The sequence below is a fragment of the Paenibacillus sp. JDR-2 genome, assembly GCF_000023585.1.
Classification (GTDB): Bacteria; Bacillota; Bacilli; order Paenibacillales; family Paenibacillaceae; genus Pristimantibacillus.
Map to the genome: position 1 here is coordinate 4,343,561 of NC_012914.1, position 23,193 is coordinate 4,366,753.

Consider the following 23,193-nt stretch of genomic DNA (forward strand, 5'->3'; position numbering starts at 1 on the left):
CGCATGTACCAGCGTCAATCTGTGCTTCATCATGCAGCGAATGGAGAGTGATATTCCCGTATGGCTTATGTATGCATTGACCGTCTGCTAAGTTGAGATAGCCGTTTGTTAATATCAGCAATCCATTCCTCATCATGAAGCGATTGCGCAATCAGATGCAGGTCGAGCAGGTTGTTGATGCGCTCTTGCGTCAGCCGCTCGATATGATACGGATCCGGCTGGTTTTTGTCTTCACTTGCTTCTACGAGCAGGTCTGCCCATTCGTTGCATTCATTAAACAGAAATGTTTGCTTTGGCGGCTCCTGACCCAGCTTTGCGATGAGACCGGTCAAATCCGGTTTCACATCGGGAAGTACTTCGCTGCGGCTGCATACCGAGCATGAATAGATCGGAACATTGTCAATTTCGACTTTCCCCGAATAGATCACTGTACGCAGTTTCATCTTCATGATGTCACCGCAATGACACCTTTTCTGCACTTTGGTCCACTCCCTTTACGCGCTTCTCTTCCGTTCCTCTTTTTCTATTTCGAGATGCGTAAAGGATTCGACCTTTTCTGCATAAAATCCTGCTTATCCGCACTATGTAATTTTTACTATGGGGCGACTTTCCGCCAGCGTTTCTTCAAGATTGGAATCGATACCAGTATGACCCAAATAGCCGCTCCAATCATATCGTTCCGGATATCCATCACATCGGGCATCCGGCCGCCAACAAAGGATTGATGGTATTCATCCGTCACTCCGTACAGACCGCATCCGATAATTATCGACAGCTTGTAGAGCAAGCGGTCGCCCTTTTTTCCAAGGCCGTAATCAAAAGCTGCTGCCAAAATAAAATAAGCGATGAAATGCCCCCAATCGAAGCTCGCCATATGCGGGAAAAACTTCCGGAAAAACGGCAGCATCGTATTCATCTCATCGCCTGTACGGGAGGAAAATCCGAAAATAACAGCCATCCATATAACTACCGGGGCAAATCGGACGATCCGGCGTCTGTTCGTTTGATTCATGTGTTCTCCTTCGTTACAATGAATATGAAATAATAAATACGGGAGGAAATCAATGATGTCATTACATAATAAAACCGTTATTTGTCTGCTTGAAGACGAGTTCGAGGATCTCGAGCTCTGGTATCCGGTATACCGCGTTCGCGAGGCCGGAGCTACCGTCCTTTATGCCGGCCCGGAAAAGGGCAAGAAGCACATCGGAAAATACGGCGTTCCCGCTGTCGCCGACCTCTCCTTCGACGAAGTGAACAGCGCCGATATTGCCGGACTGCTGGTCCCAGGCGGTTGGGCACCGGACAAGCTGCGCCGTTATCCAAAGGTGCTGCAGCTTGTTCAGGAGCTTGATGCGGCCGGCAAACCAATCGGGCAAATCTGTCATGCCGGCTGGGTTCTCATCTCCGCCAAAATCTTGCAGGGACGCAAGGTCACTTCAACGCCGGGCATTCGCGACGATATGGAAAACGCCGGTGCCGAATGGTTTGACGAAGCGGTCGTGGTAGACGGCAACCTGATCTCGGCACGCCGTCCGCCGGATCTGCCTCCTTATGCGAAGGCATTTGTTGATGCGCTGGAGCAGCAAGTCTAAGCGCAAAACTGCATGAAGACAAAAGGAGCCGCCGCTAAATCGCGGAGGCTGCCCCTTTCTCGTCAACGGAGTCCATAAATTGCTTCAGCTTCTGATGAATGTCCGCACTCATGCGGCATTCCAGCAGCTGCGGCAGCAGCGAGCGGCTGTCCTTCTGCGTTGTGCAGAGCAGCCGCTCTTTCACTTGCAGAATGGAATGGGAGGACATGCTGATTTCATCTACATCAAGACCCAGCCAGATCGGCAGTGCACGAAGGTCGCCGGCAAGCTCGCCGCAGACTCCCACTTTGATTCCATTCCGCTTGGCCGCTTCAACCGTCTGCTTCAGCATACGAAGCACCGCAGGATGAAACGGTTCGTACAAATAACTAATTTCATCGTTCATCCGGTCGACCGCCAGGGTAAACTGGACAAGATCATTTGTTCCGATGCTGAAGAAATCAACCTCCTGCGCAAGCAAATCCGAGAGCATAACAGCTGCAGGCACTTCAACCATAATGCCCACCTGGATGCCTGGATCGTAAGCAATTCCTTCTCTCTCCAGCTCCTGCTTAGCTTCCAACAGTACTTGGTTAGCTGCCCTTACTTCTTCTACCGAAGAAATAAGCGGATACATCACCTTTACTTGCCCATAGCTGCTTGCACGCAAAATCGCTCTAAGCTGCGTCTTGAACAAATCCTTGCGGTCCAGCGAGATCCGGATGGCCCGGTAACCAAGGAACGGATTGTCCTCTTCCGGAATATTGAAGTAATCGAGCTGCTTATCTCCGCCAATATCCAGCGTCCGGATAATAAGCGGTTCGCCAGCGAGCTTTTCGGCAACACTTTTGTAAACCTCGAACTGCTCCTCTTCCTTCGGAAAACGGTTCCGGTCCATATACAGAAACTCCGTCCGGAACAATCCAACGCCATGCGCGCCGCTCGACAACGCGACTTCAAGCTCCTTAAGAGAGCTGATATTGGCCGCCAAGCCGAGCACCTTGCCGTCCGGGGTCACCGACTGATGGCCGGCAATGCCGCTTAGACGGTGTCTGGCTTCCGCCAGGCTGGTTTGAAGCTGGGAGTAATGCTCGATTAATGAGTCATCGGGTTCAATGAACAGCAGACCTTCCGTACCGTCAATCACAAGAGATTGCCCAGTCTGGATCGGCTCCTCCAGCTTAGCTTCCACCCCTACGACAAGCGGAACGCCAAGAGCACGGGCCATTATGGCGGAATGAGAAGTCGAGCTTCCGGCAAGCGTTACAATGCCAAGCACGTTGTTCGGGTTAATATGAGCCAGCTGGGAAGGAGAAAGCTCACGCGCAATCAGAATAAAGGGTTGAGTATCGGAAGGCAGCGTAATCTCAGGCGCGCCTAGCAAATGTTTAAGCAGGCGGTTCCCGACATCCTTGATATCAAGAGCGCGTTCCTTCATATACTCGTCATCCAGCAGATCGAACATCGTTACAAAATGATCGATGGCTTCCTTCACCGCAACTTCTGCCGCCTTGTATTGACGCTGGATGATCCCCTGAATCTCGTTCATAAACACCGGATCGTCCAAAATCGCCAGATGCGCATCGAAAATCTGCGTCTCGTCGGAACCTACAACTTCCCTCAGCTCATCCTTGATCTGTTCGATCTCATGCTTGGATGTACGTATCCCCTCGTAGACCCGCTCGAATTCACGGGCGAAATCTGCTACATCCACTCGCTGCTCGGGAAATTCCCACTCCCAGTTCGGCAGTACAAACGACTTCCCGATCGCAATGCCGGCCGAAGCTCCTATTCCTTGTATCATGGTTTTTCCCCTCCACCATTTCTCTCTTTAAGGACAACGGACAAAACCGAAGACTGCCCCTTCTTCACTGCTTTAAACGGCGCGAAGCGCCAAGAATGAACAAGATCCGAATTGGTAATAACCATCGGCGTAGCAAGAGATTTGCTTTCCTTGCGGACACGCTGCAGATCAAAGCGCACGAGCATATCGCCCGGCATAACCTCTTGTCCTTCCTCGACAACCGCTTTGAAATACGATTTTCCGGTGAGCTTGGAAGTATCGATGCCGATATGAAGCAGAACCTCAAGCCCTTCCTGCGTACGAATGCCTACGGCATGCATCGTTGGGTACACGATCATAACGGTGCCTTTAACAGGCGATACAAGCTCGCCCTTCTCGGGGATAAAGGCAACGCCTTGTCCAACCAGCTTGCCTGCAAATATCGGATCGGGAACGTCTTCAAGCGGAATCATGCGTCCTTGCACAGGCGAGCTGAACAGCACTTGCTCCTGGTCACGCTGAATGGCTTTTAGCATCTCTGCCCGGATTAATTCCGAATACGTGCCGAATACGACCTGGACGTTCCCCCCGCCAAGTCTAAGCACCCCTGCCGCCCCCAAATTTCTCAAGGCATTATTATCAAGCAGCTTCTCATTGGAAACCTTGAGACGAAGCCTTGTGATACAGGATTCCATCTGCACAATGTTGTCTTTGCCGCCGATCGCTTGCAGGATAAGAGGAGCACGGTAAGGAATGTCGCCCGCCCATTCATCGAGCTGAGAGCCCTCCTCACGTCCCGGAGTAGGAATCCGGAACCGGTTAATCGCCCAGCGAAACACCAGGTAATATACAAGTCCGACTACAATCCCGATCGGGATAAGCAGCCAGCCTCTAGTTGCCAGATGTTCGTTAATAATGTAGTCGATAACGCCGCCCGAGAAAGAGAACCCGTGCCGAATCCCCAATTCATAGGTGACCCACATAATGACGCCTGACAATATCGCATGCACCACAAACAAGTAAGGGGCAACAAACAAGAAAGCAAACTCAACAGGCTCCGTGACTCCAGTCAGAAAAGATGCCAGCGACGCGTAGAGGAACGTCTTCCGAATCTTTGGCTTCAAATCTTCCCTGGCCTCATGAATGATGGCAAACGCTATAGCCGGCAAAGCAAACATGACGATCGGATACATGCCGGCCATAAAAGCCCCTGCAGTTGGGTCGCCGGCGAAAAACCGCGGTAAATCGCCATATACCATCGACCCGTCAGCCGTCTCGTAGCCCCCCACCTGGAACCAGAACACATGGCTGAGCAGGTGATGCAGACCAAACACAACTAGAATCCGGTACAAGAAACCGAATAAAAACACGCCAAATCCGCCGCCTGAAGCAACAATATCACCCAGACCCTCCAGCATGCGCTGAATTAATGGTGCAACGCCGATCATGGCCATGGACAAGATAACGGTTACAACGCTGACGAATAAAGGCACAAACCGCGGCCCGCCGAAAAACTGTATGTATTCCGGTAAACGCAGGTTCTTAAAACGTTCGTAACTGAAGCCGGATATCATACCGATAATGGAGCCTACAAACACGGTTGGCTCGATTTGCGGATCGGCTGTTCCGGTTACACCGACATAGATAACCATCCCCGCGAGTGCAGCCATACCGGCTGCAAGAGCGTTGCCCGTTAAACCCAGCGATACGCCAAGGGCAAAAATATAAGGAAGAAACGTAAAAATCGCATGGCCTGCCGCCTGCAAATAGTCCGCGGCATTGGGAATTCCAAGAAGATCCCATGGCAGCTGGCTTAGAAATAAAAAGATTGCCGCAGCGGGAAGTACGATCATAGGCAGCATAAAAGCCCGTCCAAGCTGCTGAAACCTTCCTAGAAAATTCAATTCGTCACCTCCTGAAAAGAATTGCAAAGCAATTCTTGCTTCGTAAGCATGGACCTAAAGAATTATCGCGTTCTTTGCGATAATTCTTTTTGCCTGATCCTTTTCTCTATAACGATGGTACGGCGTTCAGGCTTTTTTGTCAAAGCAAAGACGGGCCTGACGGCCCGCCAATGTAAGGTATAACTTAAAAGGCACTGTTTAGGTTGTCTGCTTCCCATGCGGCAGTAGAATCGAATCCTCTACCTTGATGCAGCGGTCCATAATGACCTGAAGTCCGCCTTCGGATGCAATTCTCGCCGTTTCGTCGTTCACGATGCCGAGCTGCAGCCAAAGGGTCTTCGCGCCAATTGCCACGGCTTCCTCCGCAATTGGCGGCGTATGCTCAGGGCGGCGGAAGACGTTCACGATATCAACCGGCTCCGGAATATCTTTGAGAGAAGCATAACTCTTCTCGCCCAGAATGGTCTCGGCAGCGGGATTTACCGGAATGATGCGGTAACCCTTCTTTTGCAGCGCCTGCGATACCATGTAGGATACGCGGTCCGGCTTGTCGGACAACCCCACTACGGCAATGGTGTTGCTCGCTTGCAGAATTTCCTTGATTTCATCTCGGGTCGGATTTTCAAATGCCATAATCAGCGCCTCGCTTTCATCCTTTTTCCTTTATTCTACCCATTCTACGTTTGCGCCTAACGCTTTCAAATGATCGAAATAAATTGGATAGGACTTGGCAACATGATGCGCGTCGCGGATCCGGATCGGATTTTTGGCGCGCAGTCCAACAACGGTAAGAGCCATAATAACGCGGTGGTCATAATGGGCATTAATCTCCACGCCGCCTTCAACGCCTTCCGGACGGCCGTGAACGATAATCTCAGCTTGGCGTTCCTCAACGTTAGCACCGGCTTTACGCAGCTCGTTCAAGTAATCCGTAATCCGGTCGCATTCTTTGTAACGAAGATTCTCAACGTCATAGAAGCGCGAAGTTCCTTCGGCAAAGACTGCCGCGGCAACCATAGCGAGCACTGCATCCGTTGCTTTATCGCCATCGAACTCGACGGCTTTCAGCTTGCCATTGCCTTTAACGTGAACGATGCCGTTCTCGTGCGTAAGAGGTACTTCCATCATACGAAGTACGTCAACAACCGCGCGTTCGCCTTGCTTGCTGTTCTCAGCCAGACGGTGAACGATGACATCCGAGTTCGTTACCGCAGCCGCAGCAAGAATCGCCGCCGAACCCGGGTAGTCGCCTTGAACGACATATTTCTTCGCTTCGTATTTCTGATTGCCCGGAATACGGTAGTGCATGAGATCTTCGCTAGCGTGGATCACGATGCCTGCCTGCTCAAGCACTTCAAGCGTCTGGCCAACAACAACCTTCGATTTCAGATCATGCAGGACTTCGATCTCGCTGTCTTCCTCCAGAAGCGGAGTAAGGAACAGGAGCGCGCTCAGGAATTGAGAGCTAACATTACCGGATACCTGGATTTTGCCGCCTTTAGGCGCTCCGCCTTGGATACGGATTGGCAGCTTGCCTTCGTTATGTTCAATCTTTACGCCCATTTGGCCAAGCGCATCGATCAGATCGTTATGTGGACGTTTGCCCAAGGAATCCGGATAGCGGTTAATGAAAGTAACATCCGGGCATAGCGAGGCAATAGCCATCAGGAAACGCAGTACTGCGCCGGCATTGCCTACATCCAGTTGATCTACGTCTTTCGGATTTTTGCCAAAGCCCGTAATGACGATTTTTTCGTCGTCTTCTTCTACGATTGCACCCAAATCTCGGATGCAACGGCGCATCGCGTCGCTGTCTTCGCTATGAGCAGGGTAGTAGATCGTGCTTGTACCATCCGCAAGCGCAGCGACAAGCAGGTAGCGAGTCGTATAGTTTTTAGAGGAAAGCGCTTGAATTTCCCCTTGGAGTGTTGGAGTGGGTGTAACAATTACGTCCATTATGCAGCAATTCTCCTTTTTATTAGAGTGGTTCGTTATTTCTCCTGTAATGCCTTCAATATCACTTCGGCCGCTTCCTGCGGCGTTAATGACGTTGTATCCAAACGGAGATGCGCAAAATCATAAGCATTCTTACGCTGCTCCATAATCCGGTGAACGTTTGCTGCGATATCGCCCTGGAGCAGCGGACGTGCCGTATCGGACTTCACCCGATCGATAATATGCTCCGCGTCTGCCGTAAGAGCGACTACATAGCCGTGCTTCAGCATGGCTTCACGGTTCTGCTCCATCAGCACGCAGCCGCCGCCTGTCGCAATAACGGAGCTTTCCTCCGCTTCCAAAAGCGATGCAAGCACTTTGCTCTCGATATCGCGGAAGCCCGCTTCGCCGAGGGTCTCGAACAGATACGAGATCGTTCCTTCGCGCTCTACAATCACTTCATCCGAATCGTAACGGGACCAGCCAAGCTGCTCCGCAAGCAAACGGCTGACGGTGGATTTGCCCGTTCCCATAAAGCCTACCAATACAATTTTGCTTGTGCGTTGCTCCAATGCAAGAACTCCCCTATCATCTTTTCCCCTAAATACATGCTTTTCCACAACATCATATCATTTTTTATCTGGAATAGGGTATAAAAATGTTGCATATGCCGTATGGATGATAATGATGCATATTTCATAAGTAGGAGTGAATAGGCATGACCAATGAATCGAATTTGCCTGACAGCCGCCTGACCAACGAAAGAATTGACCGAATCCTGAGTCCCGATCACCCGCTCTGCCGCGAAGACGTGGTCTGGATGCTTGAATATATTAAAAAAAAGGTGGCTGACGGGGACCCTGCACTCAGGGACCTTTCGCAGCCACGCTTATTGAAAAACTTTCATTATTTCGCCGAAGCCTCGATGCTGCTGATCCGCCGCAAGCATTACTCCGAGCAGGAGGCTACCCGCCTGCGGAATTGCCTCATCGAAGCTTCATACGGGCTAAAATAATCAAGCCGGATTAGGAGTTCATCCAGTTGTGGTGGAACGAACCTTCTTTGTCCAGACGTTTGAAGGTATGTGCACCGAAGTAGTCGCGTTGCGCTTGCAGCAGGTTAGCAGGCAGACGCTCTGTACGGTAGCTGTCGAAGTACGACAATGCGCTTGCGAATGCAGGCACCGGTACGCCGTTTGCTACAGCTGTGCCAACTACTTCACGCCATGCGCCTTGGTACGAGTCAACGATACCTTGGAAGTAAGGATCAAGAAGCAGGTTGCGCAGGTTAGCATCGCGGTCGTAAGCGTCCTTGATGTTTTGCAGGAAGCGTGCACGGATGATGCAGCCGCCGCGGAAGATCATCGCGATGTCGCCGTAACGAAGGTTCCAGTCATATTCTTCGGAAGCTGCGCGCATTTGTGCGAAGCCTTGTGCGTACGAGCAGATTTTCGAAGCGAAGAGAGCTTTACGAACGGATTCGATGAATGCCACTTTGTCGCCTTCGAAAGGTTTTTTCTCAGGACCGTTCAGTACTTTGCTAGCTGCGATACGCTCGTCTTTCATAGCGGACAGGAAGCGAGTAAATACGGATTCCGTGATGATCGACAGTGGCACGCCAAGGTCGAGGGAGCTTTGGCTCGTCCATTTACCAGTACCCTTTTGGCCAGCGGAGTCAAGGATAACGTCAACCATAGGCTTGCCAGTCTCAGGATCGTATTTGGAGAAGATGTCAGCAGTGATCTCGATCAGATAGGAGTCGAGTTCGCCTTTGTTCCACTCTGTGAAGATGCTGTGAAGCTCTTCAGCGTTCAGGTCCAGCGTGTTTTTCAGCAGGTCGTAAGCTTCGCAGATGAGCTGCATGTCGCCGTACTCAATGCCGTTGTGAACCATTTTTACATAGTGGCCCGCACCGTCCGGACCGATATATGTGCAGCAAGCGTCGTCGCCGACTTTTGCCGAGATAGCTGTAAGGATAGGCTCAACCAGCTTGTAAGCCGATTCTTGGCCGCCTGGCATGATCGAAGGACCTTTAAGGGCGCCTTCTTCACCGCCGGATACGCCAGTACCGATAAAGCGGATGCCTTGCTCTTCAAGAGCTTTGCTGCGGCGAACCGTGTCAGGGAAATAAGCGTTGCCGCCGTCGATGATGATGTCGCCTTTGTCCAGATGCGGAACAAGAGCGTCGATTGTTGCGTCAGTACCTGCGCCTGCTTGTACCATGATCAGGATTTTGCGAGGAGATTCGAGCGATTGCACGAACTCTTCAACTGTGTATGCAGGAGCAAGGTTTTTGCCTGCGGATTCTTTGATCAATTCATCTGTTTTCTCACGGGAACGGTTGTACACCGATACAGTGAAACCTCTGCTCTCAATGTTCAGGGCAAGGTTTTTACCCATAACTGCGAGGCCGATAACGCCAATTTGCTGTTTAGCCATTTGGTTCTTCCATCCTTTTCTTTATAGTATGGTGGTCTTCAATAGTTTTATATTACTCCTTTTGCAAGGAGATGAAAACCATTTGCGCGGAATTTGTCGGCATTCGTCCATTAGTTTTCCTGACCGCTTTAGAAAGTTTACCTTATATTGCGAAGAAATGCTAACCAGAAAATGAGAAATCCGATACCGACAAAAAAACGAATCAATCAAATGATTCGCCAGGAATCATCCGTTGATTCGTTTTTAGAAAAAAAATTTATCTATGAGATCTCAAAGCTCCAGCTGCAGCATTTCCGAACGAAGCAGCGCCAGCTTTTCCTTCGACTCGGCAATGGCTTCCTCGTTGTTCTCCTGGAGTGCGTCGTACAGCACCGTCAGCTCATAATCCAATTCATAGCGCAGCACCACCGCGCGTTCTTCGGCACGCTTGGATTGGAATGCCTTAATCATTTCCTCTATAGTTACGAATGGCTTCTTTTGATAAATAATCCGATGTTCCATTCCGGACACCTCCACAAGTCGTATTATTTCACCAAACATGATGTTCTCAATGACGATCTGACGATCTTTGATCCGCTTGACTATCGCATGTCCGCGTGTGTCATTAATAAGCTTTTCAAGCAACTCCGACAGCTTCTCGTCCTTAATGGTGTAATCCCCGACGATCTTGTAACGGTTCTTCATCCGCTGAAACCTTAACTTCACGAGCTTACGACCTGTTCGAATTGAAATGAGGAACTGCCCCTCCGTCTCGCTCCAATACAAGGAGTACCCTTCCTGAATGAGATCACGGATGAGGTTCTGGATTTGCCGGCGGTCAAAACGCAGCTCCAAATTGCAATATTCGACTTCGTAGCTCTTATTCACGGCAATCCCTCCTTTCAAACAGTTGACGAAATAGTCTGACAATTTGTTCTTACTTCTATCTTATACTCCATCTTATGATCTGGCAACTTGGATTATTGACTAATTTTAAAGGATTGGCCGTCCAAATCGAAAAAAGGGCAGTCAAGCCGTCCAAATCGGATGCCTGACCGCCTCGCAAAAGCTTATTAAGAACGGAAATAGCCTGTAACAAGCCCCAACGCTTCCTCGGTTGTTGCCTGCAAGACTTCTCCTTCATTCCTGTACTTGAGCTCTACAACTCCGTCAGCCGCTTGTCTTCCGACAACGATTCGAACCGGAATGCCGATTAGATCGGAATCCTTAAACTTCACGCCCGGGCGTTCGTCGCGGTCATCCAGCAGCACTTCAAAGCCGGCAGACATAAGCTCGCGGTACAGCTTGCCGGCAACATCCATTTGCTGCCCGTCCTTGGCCGATACAGGCACGACATGAACTTGATAAGGCGCAAGCTCAAGCGGCCAGCGAATCCCCTGCTCATCATGATGCTGTTCTACAACCGCAGACATAACGCGCGATATCCCGATCCCGTAGCACCCCATAATGATTGGCTTCTCCGATCCCGTGGCGTCAAGATAATTAGCCTGCATGACTTCGCTGTACTTGGTCCCAAGCTTGAATACTTGTCCAACTTCAATTCCCCGGAACATCCGGAGCTTCCCTTCCGCGCAATTCGGACAACCATCCCCAAGTACGGCATTGCGCACGTCTCTTAGCCGGGCAGCCACAAAATGCGCACCGGGACGAACATGCTTCCAGTGGTAATCCGTTTCGTTCGCGCCTGCAATGGCGGAATCTAGACCCGCTGCGGAGTAATCGACGATAACCGGAATGCTTAATCCGATTGGTCCGGCAAAGCCAACCGCTGCGCCAGTCAATCTCTCGGTCGTCTCCTGATCGGCAAGCTCCAGCTTATCCGCCTGCAGCAAGCCTGCGAGCTTGATTTCGTTGACTTCATGATCGCCGCGGACGATTACCGCAACAGGTTTGCCGTCGGCAAGGAAAAGCAGCGTCTTCAAAATCCGATCCGCAGATACGTCCAGCGCCTGAACAAGCTCATCGATTTTTCTGACGTTCGGAGTGTGGATTTTCTCAAGCTCAGGGTAAGCTTCAGAGTCTCCTGTATTTATTTCCCCTTCAGGGATCCTGTACCCGGCTTTCTCGAGATTAGCCGCATACCGGCAGTGGTCGCAAGCTGCTATCGTATCTTCGCCGATATCGGCAAGCGCCATAAATTCATGGGTGCCGCCTTCTCCGCCTATCGTCCCCGCATCCGCTTCCACCGGACGGAAATGCAGCCCGCAACGGGAGAATATACGGTGATAGGCGTCATACATCCTTTGATAGCTTTCATTAAGTCCTTCCCAGTCGGCATCGAAGGAGTAGGCGTCTTTCATCATGAATTCCCTGCCGCGAAGCAAGCCGTAACGCGGTCTCTTCTCATCCCGGAATTTGGTCTGGATCTGATAGAGCGTAACCGGCAGCTGCCGGTAAGAGTTCACTTCCCCGCGCACCAGATCCGTTATGACTTCCTCGTGGGTTGGACCAAGCGCGAATTCGCGGTCATGCCTATCCTTCAGCCGCACCAGCTCGGGACCGTATTTCTCGTAGCGGCCGGACTGCCGCCATAGATCGGCGGGCTGCATCGCGGGCATAAACACTTCCTGGCAGCCGGCATTGTCCATCTCCTCCCGTATAATCTTCTCCAGCTTGCGCAGTACCAGGCGGCCCGCCGGCAAATACGTATAAATTCCGGCAGCAAGCTGCCTGATCAAGCCTGCGCGCAGCATCAGCTGGTGGCTGACCGCTTCCGCTTCGGAAGGCGCTTCCCGCAAGGTTGGCAATAATAGTTGACTTTGACGCATAGTTCCTCACTCCTGACGGTTGATGGAAAAACAAAAAGAGCACATTCGCAAGGGACGAATGTGCTCGTGGTACCACCCTTTGTTAGCCGGGGCAGCAACGCTGCCGGCTCTCTAATGGGTAACGGGATTCTCATCCCGGCAAAGACCGATTAGGAATCGGCAGCCTTTGCAGCTCACAAGGCAGGATGAGTCTAAAGCGTTCATGGAAGCCTTGCAGCCGCGGGCTTCCTCTCTGAAATGAACAATCGCTTAACGCTCGACCTTGATCAAAGCTGTTGGAATATTTAGATAAATTTACAACAAGTGTTCTTCCGCGTCAAGATGGTCCGTGATGCGCGAATAGGAACAAATGTGCTATAATCAAGCTTAATTATCGACTTTCATGACAAGGAGAGATCAAATAGATGACTACTACACCAACAACGAGCGCCTTTACGGGCTTTGAGCAAATGGATTTTGACACGTTTCTGATCGAAGGGCTGGAGCAGCGCATGGCTGCCATTGAGGAACGGATTCGTCCGAAATTCCGCTATCTGGGCGAAAAGCTTGCCGGCGACATTGCGGTGCAGGCCGGCGACGAAATGTTCTTGCATATCGCCAAGCATGCCCGCCGGACCGTAAATCCGCCAAAGGATACCTGGCTTGCCATCTGCAACAACAAACGCGGCTACAAAGCGCATCCGCATTTCCAGCTTGGCTTGTTCGACGACCACCTGTTCCTGTGGTTTGCCCTTATTTACGAGGCGCCTAATAAGTCCAAAATTGCTTCTATCTATCTGGACCATCTGGATGAAGTCATCGCGGCTGTTCCTTCGGATTACGCGCTTTCGCTTGACCATATGAAGAAGGAGTCCAAGTCCGTAAGCGAAATGAACAAGCAGGACTGGATCAACGCCCTCACCCGGCTTCGCGACGTGCAAAAAGCCGAGCTGCTGATCGGCCGCCATCTTCCCGCCGGCGACCCGCTTCTTCACGATGGGGATGCGCTGTACAAGCTTGCTCAGGATACCTATGAAACGTTGATGCCTTTGTATCGTTTGGCTGCACAATAATTTTAGGTTAAAGGCAGGCTGCGCATTCGAATGTTCTTCCGATCGCCATTGCTCGTGGATTCCTTCGATTAGATTGAACAAGGTTAGAATCCACTCACAAAAGCTGACGCTACGCTTCTCCAGAATCATTCGAATTGCTTCGACCGCAATTAACCAAATTACTAAGCAGAAAAAACGATACAAAAGCTGGGAGAAGAACAAAAGCTGTGCGGAATGAACTCCGCACAGCTATTTTTGTTGAACCTTTTTTGTTAGACCGCTGTAACCGTTTTGGCAGCTTGTGCTTTAGCACGGCGCTGCTTGCGGGAAGCGCGGAAGAACAGCAATTCGTACATGCAAGGAACAACGATCAGCGTCAGAAGCGTCGCCGCGGCCAGACCGCCGATTACGACGATCGCTAGGCTCTGCGAAACGATACTGCCCGATTCGCTCGACCCGAATACGAGAGGCAGCATAGCGCTAATCGTGGCAACAGCCGTCATAATGATTGGACGCATCCGGGTTGTTGCGGCTTCAACCAGCGCATCGCGGATCGACATCGTTTCTTCGTTTTGCTTCACGCGGTCGATCAGAACGATTGCATTCGTCACAACGATGCCTATCAGCATCAATGCGCCAAACATTGCCGTAAAGTCAGGCGTAACACCGGAGATCAACAGACCTACCACTGCGCCGATCGCCGCAAGCGGCAGGGAGAACATAATGGCGAGCGGAGCACGCAAAGTCTTGAAGGTAAGCACCATAATCAAGTACACGATGCCGATTGAGATCAGCGCGGTCATGCCAATGTCCGCAAAATCGCTCGACTGGTCTGCCGATGCGCCGCCAACCTTCAGTTCAACCCCATCCGGGAGATTCAGCTTATCTGCCGCTTTTTTAATATCCGTACCTACAACCGAGAGCTTCTGCGGATCTGCATCAGCCGTAATCCGAACATAAACCTTGCCTTCTTTGTGGTAATACAAGCTTGGTTCTTCCGTACGTACCAGCTTCGCCACGCTTGACACCGGAACCACGCCGGATTCCGTTGCAATTGTCAGATCCTTAAGCGCCGCTTCGGTATCCGGATTAACAACCGGCTGCACGACGACAGATGTGTCGCGTCCGTCTACCTTGATGCTGCCTACCGGTACCGGATTCAGAATGCTTTGCAGCTGCATCGAAATTTCCTGGCCTTTTGCTTTTTCCGGGTCCACCTGGAACGTATAGACCGGCTTTTTCTCTTCCTGGTTGCTTTGTACTTTGAGCACGCCTTTAATCGGTTTGATTGCGGCAATCAGTTGATCCGCTGTTTGAGTCAGCTTCTCCGGATCGTCGCCCGTGACGTCAACGAAGACTTGCGAACCTCCGCCGCCCATCATCAGATCCGTTGCATTTACGGACAGCTCGGCATCGCTGAAGTTCGTTTTTTGCTTCTTCACTTCCTCCATGAATACCTCGGCGTCTACGCCTTTTTTCAGATCAACCATATACGTAACAAGCGTCGGCGAGGATACCGAACCGTATTGCGCATTTTCAGAGCTGTTGCCCAGCTGCATAATGACCCATTCAACGTTCTTGTCGTCCTTCAGGAAGTTCTCCAGCTGCGCGCCGCCCTGCTCAACCTTCTCGGAAGGCGTATCGCTCGGATACTGCAGGGAAATGTTCAGGTTCTCCGCACTGGAGGAATCAAGCGCACCCTTCGGCATCATCGCGTAAGAGGCAATAGAGCCTAAGAACAGAATTAAGGCGATAAGCAGCGTTACCCATTTGTGCTGCAGATTCCAACGGATAAACGATGCGAATTTCTCCGAGCCTTTATGCGGCTTTTCCTTCGTTCCGCGAAGCAGAATCGCGCTAAGCAGCGGCACGACCGTTAAAGCAACCAGCAGCGAGGACAAGAGAGAATACGCTACAGTTAACGCGAATGGCAGCAGGAAAGCCTGAAGAGAGCCTCGGAGCAGCCCCATTGGCAGGAATACCGCTACGGTAACCAGTGTCGAAGAGGTAATCGCTGTTGCGACTTCTTTTGTTGCATCGGTAATAACGGTAACCGAGAACGGCTCCTTTTGCAGCCTGCGGTAGATGTTCTCGATAACAACGATACTGTCGTCAACGAGACGCCCGACCGCTACAGCCACACCGCCAAGCGTTATGATATTAAGGGTTACGCCGGACAGATCAAGCAGGTACAGCGTGATGCCAAGCGACAACGGAATGGACACGATCGTAACCAGCGTTGCGCGCAAATTACGCATGAAGAGCAGAATGATAATCGTTGCAAACAATGCACCCATCAGCACTTCGCGAAGCATGCTGTTTACCGAGTGAGTAACCGATTCGGCCGTACTGAGCAGAACAACCGCTTCAACGCCTTTTACATCCTTGTTCAAATGTTCAACCGTTTTCTCAACGTTTTTGCCCGTTGTTACGGCGTTTGCATTCGCAGACTTCGATACGGTGAACAAAATCGCGTCCTTGCCGTTCATCCGGCTGATGCTCTCTTGTTCTTTCGCTTGCTCGACCGTTGCAACTTCAGACAGCTTCACGCCAGGGGCAACCGGAAGATCGCGAAGCGTATCGATGCTTGTTACCTCGTCATAAACATTAATGTTGCCGGCAGCGCCGTCTACATTGCGTTCGCCGATCGAAGCGGATACGCCGCGTCCTTGCAGCACGCTTAGCAGGGATTGAACCGGAAGTCCTTTTTGCGCCAGCTTATCCGTATCGGGAGTAATGTGGATCGATGGCGTCGACTTGCCGTTTACGCTGATCTGACCCGCTCCTTCGGATTTTTGCAATTCCGTATTGACCAGCTTGATCTTCGCGTCCTTCTCCTGCTCGCTAAGACCTTCGTCAAACGTAACAACGATCCAGGAGATCGGAATCATCGACGTATTAAACTGGACAACAAAAGGCTTCATGACGCCTTGCGGAAGCTGGACCTGATCTACCGAACGTTCGATTTCGGCTTTTGCTTCCTTCATATTCGTATTGGAATCGAAATTTACGTTAACCTGGGCGTAACCGTTCCCCGAAGTCGAGAACATATCGGTCTTGCCTTTCGTGAACATAACCGCTTCTTCGAGCGGGCTCGTCACTTGCTGCTCCATCGATTTGGCGTCCATGCCAGGCCCGATTACGGTCACCATGACTTGCGGGTTATCCGCTTCCGGCAGGAACTCCATTGGCAGCTTCAAATAACTGATGACCCCAACCGTCAATGCCATAACGACGATCAGGATAACGGCCGCCTTATTACGGAACGACCATTCGGTTAACTTATTCATTACAACTACTCCTTCTCCCTATTCGGATTTCTCTTTTATGTGTTTTTGACATTTCTAAGCATACCTGCATTGAAAATAATGTAAAAACGTCTCTAGACGGTATTTTACTCTCGCCCCGGGTCGGAGCGCTTCTACGACTTAGGTCTAGTATAAAAAGTGAGCAAGTACTCACTTTACAGTTAAGCAGACCGCATCTATACTAAAAATGAGTATTCACTCACTTTTAATCAAAGAGGTGTTTCTATTGACGAAATCAGCGGAAAAGCCTGCTATTGCCGTCTCACGAATCGTGAGAAAGTTCGGGGATCGAAAGGTATTGGATGATATTACGCTCACCGTTCCACGCGGGGAGCTGTTCGGACTTCTTGGTCCGTCAGGCTCCGGGAAAACAACGCTTATCAAGCTCATAACCGGCATTGACCTCGCCGACGCCGGACAGGTCGAATTGTTCGGAGAGCCGATGCCCCAGCTCAAGATGCTTCAGACCTTCGGCTATATGGCGCAGTCCGATGCTCTCTATCAGGAGCTGACCGGCAAAGAAAACATGGCCTTTTACGGCTCCCTCTACGGGCTTTCCGGCAAAGCTCTCGCTTCCCGGATCCAATCCGCTGCCGCGTTGGTGAATTTAACCGAACATCTGGATAAAACGGTAACCGCTTATTCCGGCGGCATGAAACGCCGCTTGTCTCTTGCCATTGCTCTGCTGCATGAGCCTCAGCTTCTAGTGCTAGACGAACCGACGGTTGGTATCGATCCCGTTCTCCGTCAAGCGATCTGGAATGAGCTGCGTGCCCTGACGCAGCAAGGCGTAACGATTATCGTCACCACTCACGTAATGGACGAAGCCGAGAAATGCGACCGCTTGGGACTCATCCGCGACGGTAAATTAATTGCGCTGGACACTCCCGAAGCTATTATCAAGCAAGCAGGAGTCCATACGATCGAAGAAGCGTTTATCACCCTTGGAAGCCGGAAGGAGGAACAAGCATGAGAATACGTGCGCTGGTCGTGCGCATTATGCGCCAGTTCGTCAGAGACAAACGGACTTTGGCTTTGTTATTCCTCGCCCCTCTTCTCATTCTCGGCTTAACAAAGCTTGTATTCGACGGCCGAACCGTATCGCCCGAAATCGGATTGACCGGCCCGGCTGGCGCGTTTGCCGAGAAACTTGAAGAGCAGAATGCCAGCATTACCGTTTTTGATTCCGTTAGCGAGGCGGAAGAGGCCTTGAAGAACGGGAAGCTGGATGCACTCATTCAGATCAAAGAAGGCAAACCGGATATTACGCTGGAAGGCAGCGATCCTTCGGTAAGCCGCAGCACGCAGCTTGTCATGCAGAAAGCTCTGCAGAGCAATGTTCAGGAGCTTGCTCCTACGGTTCACTATCTGTACGGCGGGCCTGATATGGCCTCCTTCGATTCATTTGGTCCCGTACTCATCGGCTTCTTTTCTTTCTTCTTTGTCTTCCTGCTCGCGGGAGTATCCTTCCTGCGCGAACGCACTAGCGGCACGTTGGAAAGACTGCTGGCGACACCAATCCGCAGATCCGAGATTGTACTGGGCTACCTAGCGGGGTTTGGCATTTTCACGCTGCTCCAGGCTTCCCTGATCGCTTGGTTCTCCGTTCAAGTGCTTGGCATGTCGATGGCCGGACACATCGTCAATATGCTGCTGATTAATCTGCTGCTGTCTCTAACGGCATTAACGCTTGGCACCTTGCTCTCCTCGTTTGCGAGCAGTGAATTCCAAATCATTCAGTTCATTCCGATCATTATCGTGCCTCAAGCATTCTTCTCCGGTTTATTTAATCTGGATGCCATGAATCCGATCTTGCAGAAGCTCAGCTACATCATGCCTCTGTACTACGGGGCGGATGCCATGCGGGGTATTATGATCCGCGGGGAAGGCATTGCCGATATCCAGCTCGATATTTACGTGCTAGCCGGCTTGTCGATCCTGTTCGCCCTTCTCAACGTTGCGGCATTAAAGAAGCACCGCCGGATGTAGGCGTCTTGCTTTTTCTGCTATAATGACGGGAATGGTCAAAAAAGGAGTGTCAGGCATGAGCGAGCCGATTGAGGAATGGCTGGATGAGCTGAATAAGCTTGGCGATGAGAAATCGATGACCGATAAGCAGCTGAAAATCGTCAAGGCTGCCTCCGAAATATTTGCGGAGAAGGGCTTTTCCGGATCATCCACGAGCGAAATCGCACAACGTGCGGGTGTGGCGGAGGGTACCATTTTCCGGCATTACAAAACAAAAAAAGAATTGCTTGTCTCCATCGTGGCACCGGTGATGGCAAAGCTTGTCGCGCCTTTTGTGATGAGGGAGTTCTATAAAGTACTGGACAGCAAATACGACAGCTACGACCAGATGCTTCGCGCGATACTCGAGAACAGGCTGGCGTTCCTCGAGAAGCATTTAAACGTGCTAAAAATATTAATCCAGGAGATTCCGTTCCATCCGGAGCTGCAGGAGCAATTCGAGAAGCTGATTCTCGCGAAGGTGTTCGAGAAGGTCACGCCAAATATCCGAAGATTCCAGGAAGAAGGAAGCCTTGTAAACTGGTCGCCTTATACGATTATTAGACTTACAGTCTCCTCCCTCATGGGTTATGCCGCCATACGAATGATTTACGGCAAACGGGAAGGCAGCAGCTGGGATGATGAACAGGAACGGGAAGCGACCATCGCTTTTATTATGAAAGGGTTAACCCCCTAAAGGATCCGAATCAAAAAGCCGAAGGCATGGCAGGAATCTCCCTTCTTACAAGAGAGCAGCTTCCCGCGATGACTTCGGCTTTTTAATGATGCTTGAATTGATGATTATGCGGTAAATTCCACGTGCAGAGACTAGTCGCCACTCCCCCTGCCGCAACCGTTATGAGGGATAGCAGAAACGTATCTTCCGGAAGCAGAACGGCCCCCGTTCCGATAATGATAAAATCCGTTAAAAAAATAATAACTCCAACGTTTAACGGAACATACCGGGACAGAAAATGAGCCAGCAGATCCGTCCCTCCGGTAGAAGTACCGTTCCTTAGCATGATTCCAAGGCCTGTCCCAATGCAAAAACCGCCAAGCACCGCCCGCGTAAACGGAGTCCATTCAATGTAATAGAGAAAGTGGAACCGGTAGGGGCTAAGCAAATCGATGACATAGCTGGATAACAGCAGGCCGTTCAGGCTCTGGTAGATCATACTCCGGCTTTGAAACCAGACCAGGGCAAAAATCGGGATACTGCATAGCAGCATGGTCAGCCCTACTTGAATGTGAAGCAGATAATTGACAATGAGGGCGATTCCAATAAGCCCTCCGTCCAAAATCATCAAAGGTACAAGAAAAAAATTAATCCCGACCGATATCAGCAGGCTCCCCAATATGATGGCCGCCCACCTGCGCCATGACAGTATCCCCATTCTTCCTTTCACCTCTTTTTGCTCTACCTCATTTATATGCGGGTCTGGTACATGCCATTCTCTGGAAAATAATAAAAAAGCCGGCCTCTCATGTATTCATGAGAGGCCGGCTGTATGCCATTCGTTATTCCTGTGCTGCCGTTGAACCAGCTGTGCTGTCCATTCTACGGAATTGTACAAGCAGGATCAATGCCAAGAGACACAGAATGCCGCCAGAAACGTATGGAAGGCGTAAATCGAGTGTAAACAAGAACGAACCAACAAGCGGCCCAAGAATACGTCCCAGGCTGTCCATCGAAGAACTGAGACCGGAGGCAACGCCTTGGCCCACCTGCGTCTTCTGAGTAATTAACGAGGTTACGCACGGACGGATCAGCGAGTTGCCAATGCCAAATACGGCAAGCGACAACGTAGCCCACCATAAGGAATGGGCTGCCAGCAGCAGGAAGAAGCCAACCGCCGAAATAATCAGGCCAAGCGCAATGTACTGCGGCTCCTGTCCCCGCTTGATTCTGCGCCGCACAACACCGCCTTGCACAAGTGCTCCAACAAAGCCGCATACGAAGAACAACATGCCTACCTGCACCGGCGTTACGTCAAAGCGCTGAATGCCGAAGAACTGCAGCGTTGCTTCCATGCCGGCGAGCGTAAACGTAACGAAGAACGCAAGAACATACAGAAACTTAAGCGGTCCGGTAAAAGCCGACCAGCGAGATTCCCGCTTCTCGCCTGCGGCTCTTCGTTTCTCGGGCGGCAGCGATTCCTTCAGCTTGGTTATTGCAAAGAACAAAGTAATTAACGCCATTATCGATGCCGCGTAAAAAGGAGCTTCGAGCGAAACCTGGCTGAGCAGACCGCCTACGCCCGGACCAATCGTGAAGCCGAAGCCAATCGACATCCCGACAAGCCCCATACCTTTTGTACGCTGCTCAGGCGGTGTAATATCCGCTACGTAAGCAACAATAACCGATGTGACCGCTCCGGAGAACAAGCCCCCGAGAATACGGGAAAGATACATCATCGTCAAGTTGTCGGAGGATAAGCCAAATAAGAAAAAGCTGATCGCGAAACCGGTCACGCCAATGATAATAATCGGCCTCCGGCCGATCCGGTCGGATAAGCCTCCCCAATATGGAGAGAGTATGAACGATACGGCTGAGTAGAGCGCAAGCATTAAACCCGTATGATGCTCAGCGTTACCCGGGCTGACCGCTTTAATCATTTCAGGCATAACAGGAATAATAATCCCAAACCCGATGAAGGTGGTCATTAGAATAGCCATTACTATAAGAAGTCGTTTATCTCGCATTTTGTCTTCACCCCATCCCTTATCGTAACATAACAAGCTGGCCATAGTTATGAACAAATGGAGAACAATACTTGTCCAGCTGCGGAATGCCCGTCTACGTCAATAAAATTGTTGCTTGCATTCCGACTTGTTTTTGCTATACTCAACTTTGTTTGTACATTAGACATTAGACGACAGTCGAAAGGCAGGGACGAAAGCGATGGATCATAACAACACCCCGCTCTTCAGCGCACTCCGCCGCCATGCGGATAACGACCCGGTACAATTTCATATTCCGGGGCATAAGAAAGGTCTCGGCAGCGATACTGAGTTTCGCGAATTTATCGGCGACAACGCCTTGTCGATCGATCTTATAAATATAGCTCCGCTTGATGACTTGCATCAGCCAACCGGCGTTATTGAAGAAGCGCAAAAACTTGCGGCGGATGCGTTTGGCGCGGATTACACGTATTTCTCCGTTCAAGGCACAAGCGGCGCGATTATTACGATGATTCTGACCGTCTGCAGCCCGGGCGACAAAATTATCGTACCGCGCAACATTCATAAGTCGGTTATGGCTGCTATCATTTTCGCCGGCGCACGTCCGGTATTTATCTCGCCCGCGCGCGATTCGAATCTCGGGATCGACCACGGTATTACGACTCGCTCGGTGAAACGCGCGCTTGACCGTCATCCGGATGCCAAAGCCGTGCTGGTTATTAACCCGACTTACTTCGGCATTTGCGCGAATCTGAAGGAAATCGTCGATCTTGTCCACAGCTACGACATTCCGGTTCTTGTTGACGAAGCCCATGGCGTACTTATCCATTTCCATGAGAAGCTTCCGATGTCCGCTATGCAGGCCGGTGCCGATATGGCAGCTACAAGCGTACATAAGCTAGGCGGCTCCATGACGCAAAGCTCGGTTCTGAACGTACGCAAAGGACGGATCAATCCGTTCCGCATCCAGACGATTCTGAGTATGCTGACGACAACCTCGACATCCTATATTTTGCTCGCATCGCTGGACACTTCCCGCCGCAATCTTGCGATTAACGGCCATGAAATTGCAGAGCGCGCGATTGAACTTGCCCAATCTGCCCGTGAACAGATTAATCAGATCCCTGGACTTTATTGCTTTGGCGAAGATATTTTGGGCGATGAAGCAACCTACGATTACGATCCAACCAAAGTTACGGTCCATGTCCGCCATCTTGGCGTAACCGGCTACGAGGTTGAGAACTGGCTCCGCGATAACTACAACGTAGAAATCGAGATGAGCGACATGTATAACATTCTTTGCCTCGTGACGCCTGGAGATACCTCCGAATCGATCGATAAGTTACTGCAAGCGCTTCGCGGCTTGTCCGAAACGTACCATGAAGGAGCGGAAGCACGCGAGCTTGTCGTAAAAATTCCGGATATCCCTCAGCTTTCCCTGACGCCGCGCGATGCTTTCTACGGCGAGACGGAGATTGTACCGTTCAAGGAATCCGCAGGACGGATTATCGCCGAATTTATTTACGTCTATCCGCCGGGCATTCCGATCTTGCTGCCAGGTGAAGTTATCTCGCAGAAGAACATCGACTATATCGTTGATCATGTTGAGGTTGGCCTGCCTGTCAAAGGGCCGGAGGATCGCAGCATTCAGTTCGTTAAAGTCATTGTGGAAGAAAACGCGATCTTCTAAACGAAAAGCCAACAGCAGAGCTTTAAGGCGATGCTGTTGGCTTTTTCGTATGATTCCACTTATTGTAAACCCT

At 50.9% G+C, this 23,193-nt stretch carries 20 protein-coding genes; 7 read left to right on the forward strand and 13 right to left on the reverse strand.

The features are described 5' to 3' along the window. Positions 1-65: 65 nt before the first annotated feature. Together PJDR2_RS19145 and PJDR2_RS19150 are read right to left on the reverse strand one after the other, a co-directional pair. Positions 66-479 (reverse strand): hypothetical protein, encoded by a 414-nt coding sequence (locus tag PJDR2_RS19145; RefSeq protein WP_015845371.1) that lies wholly within the window; start codon positions 477-479, stop codon positions 66-68. Positions 480-595: 116 nt separating this feature from the next. Next, positions 596-1,012 (reverse strand): VanZ family protein, encoded by a 417-nt coding sequence (locus PJDR2_RS19150; protein WP_015845372.1) that lies wholly within the window; start codon positions 1,010-1,012, stop codon positions 596-598. 55 nt (positions 1,013-1,067) lie between these two features. Between PJDR2_RS19150 and PJDR2_RS19155 the strand changes: the two genes are divergently transcribed. Further along, the gene (locus PJDR2_RS19155; RefSeq protein ID WP_085982391.1) at positions 1,068-1,595 is read left to right on the forward strand and encodes a type 1 glutamine amidotransferase domain-containing protein; all 528 of its coding nucleotides are present in this window, start codon (positions 1,068-1,070) and stop codon (positions 1,593-1,595) included. A 34-nt stretch (positions 1,596-1,629) separates the two neighbouring features. On the opposite strand, the gene ptsP is transcribed toward PJDR2_RS19155, so the two are convergent. From ptsP to PJDR2_RS19180, 5 genes are all read right to left on the reverse strand, one after another. After that, a complete protein-coding gene (ptsP, locus tag PJDR2_RS19160) occupies positions 1,630-3,378 on the reverse strand; it encodes a phosphoenolpyruvate--protein phosphotransferase (protein ID WP_015845374.1) in 1,749 nt (582 codons plus the stop codon). Further along, positions 3,375-5,261, reverse strand: a complete 1,887-nt coding sequence (locus tag PJDR2_RS19165; RefSeq protein WP_015845375.1) for a glucose PTS transporter subunit IIA — start codon at positions 5,259-5,261, stop codon at positions 3,375-3,377. The genes ptsP and PJDR2_RS19165 overlap by 4 nt, the downstream gene beginning before the upstream one ends. 198 nt (positions 5,262-5,459) lie before the next feature. Beyond that, complete coding sequence (locus PJDR2_RS19170; protein WP_015845376.1) at positions 5,460-5,894, reverse strand: CoA-binding protein; 435 nt, start codon at positions 5,892-5,894, stop codon at positions 5,460-5,462. Between the two features lie 30 nt (positions 5,895-5,924). Beyond that, a complete protein-coding gene (gene aroA, locus PJDR2_RS19175) occupies positions 5,925-7,217 on the reverse strand; it encodes a 3-phosphoshikimate 1-carboxyvinyltransferase (protein ID WP_015845377.1) in 1,293 nt (430 codons plus the stop codon). A gap of 35 nt (positions 7,218-7,252) precedes the next feature. Next, positions 7,253-7,768: a shikimate kinase gene (locus PJDR2_RS19180; protein WP_015845378.1), complete on the reverse strand. Its 516-nt coding sequence runs from the start codon at positions 7,766-7,768 to the stop codon at positions 7,253-7,255. A gap of 146 nt (positions 7,769-7,914) precedes the next feature. On the opposite strand from PJDR2_RS19180, the gene PJDR2_RS19185 reads away from it, so the two are divergent. Next, positions 7,915-8,211, forward strand: coding sequence for a hypothetical protein (locus PJDR2_RS19185; protein WP_015845379.1), 297 nt, complete (start codon positions 7,915-7,917; stop codon positions 8,209-8,211). Positions 8,212-8,221: 10 nt separating this feature from the next. Here the strand turns inward: PJDR2_RS19185 and gndA are convergent, their stop codons facing one another. The 3 genes from gndA to PJDR2_RS19200 form a co-directional block, all read right to left on the reverse strand. Further along, complete coding sequence (gndA, locus tag PJDR2_RS19190; protein WP_015845380.1) at positions 8,222-9,634, reverse strand: NADP-dependent phosphogluconate dehydrogenase; 1,413 nt, start codon at positions 9,632-9,634, stop codon at positions 8,222-8,224. 270 nt (positions 9,635-9,904) lie between these two features. Continuing rightward, positions 9,905-10,501, reverse strand: coding sequence for a hypothetical protein (locus PJDR2_RS19195; RefSeq protein ID WP_015845381.1), 597 nt, complete (start codon positions 10,499-10,501; stop codon positions 9,905-9,907). 185 nt (positions 10,502-10,686) lie between these two features. Beyond that, entirely contained in the window at positions 10,687-12,402 is a 1,716-nt protein-coding gene (locus tag PJDR2_RS19200; RefSeq protein WP_015845382.1) for a proline--tRNA ligase, read from the reverse strand. A gap of 404 nt (positions 12,403-12,806) precedes the next feature. On the opposite strand from PJDR2_RS19200, the gene PJDR2_RS19205 reads away from it, so the two are divergent. Continuing rightward, positions 12,807-13,454, forward strand: a complete 648-nt coding sequence (locus PJDR2_RS19205) for a DUF1054 domain-containing protein (protein WP_015845383.1) — start codon at positions 12,807-12,809, stop codon at positions 13,452-13,454. A 251-nt stretch (positions 13,455-13,705) separates the two neighbouring features. On the opposite strand, the gene PJDR2_RS19210 is transcribed toward PJDR2_RS19205, so the two are convergent. After that, positions 13,706-16,723, reverse strand: a complete 3,018-nt coding sequence (locus tag PJDR2_RS19210) for an efflux RND transporter permease subunit (protein WP_015845384.1) — start codon at positions 16,721-16,723, stop codon at positions 13,706-13,708. 205 nt (positions 16,724-16,928) lie between these two features. On the opposite strand from PJDR2_RS19210, the gene PJDR2_RS19215 reads away from it, so the two are divergent. The 3 genes from PJDR2_RS19215 to PJDR2_RS19225 are packed head-to-tail and all read left to right on the forward strand — an operon-like array spanning position 16,929 to position 19,445. After that, positions 16,929-17,714, forward strand: a complete 786-nt coding sequence (locus PJDR2_RS19215; protein ID WP_049790060.1) for an ABC transporter ATP-binding protein — start codon at positions 16,929-16,931, stop codon at positions 17,712-17,714. Beyond that, a complete protein-coding gene (locus PJDR2_RS19220; protein WP_015845386.1) occupies positions 17,711-18,730 on the forward strand; it encodes an ABC transporter permease in 1,020 nt (339 codons plus the stop codon). Before PJDR2_RS19215 ends, PJDR2_RS19220 begins: the two co-directional genes overlap by 4 nt. Positions 18,731-18,785: 55 nt before the next feature. Further along, the gene (locus tag PJDR2_RS19225) at positions 18,786-19,445 is read left to right on the forward strand and encodes a TetR/AcrR family transcriptional regulator (protein ID WP_015845387.1); all 660 of its coding nucleotides are present in this window, start codon (positions 18,786-18,788) and stop codon (positions 19,443-19,445) included. Between the two features lie 82 nt (positions 19,446-19,527). On the opposite strand, the gene PJDR2_RS19230 is transcribed toward PJDR2_RS19225, so the two are convergent. Continuing rightward, positions 19,528-20,142 carry a YitT family protein gene (locus PJDR2_RS19230; RefSeq protein ID WP_015845388.1) on the reverse strand — a complete coding sequence of 205 codons (615 nt, stop codon included), beginning with the start codon at positions 20,140-20,142 and terminating at the stop codon, positions 19,528-19,530. 124 nt (positions 20,143-20,266) lie between these two features. After that, the gene (locus tag PJDR2_RS19235; protein WP_041613519.1) at positions 20,267-21,451 is read right to left on the reverse strand and encodes a tetracycline resistance MFS efflux pump; all 1,185 of its coding nucleotides are present in this window, start codon (positions 21,449-21,451) and stop codon (positions 20,267-20,269) included. Positions 21,452-21,650: 199 nt separating this feature from the next. Between PJDR2_RS19235 and PJDR2_RS19240 the strand changes: the two genes are divergently transcribed. Continuing rightward, entirely contained in the window at positions 21,651-23,120 is a 1,470-nt protein-coding gene (locus tag PJDR2_RS19240) for an aminotransferase class I/II-fold pyridoxal phosphate-dependent enzyme (RefSeq protein WP_015845390.1), read from the forward strand. Positions 23,121-23,193 lie beyond the last annotated feature (73 nt).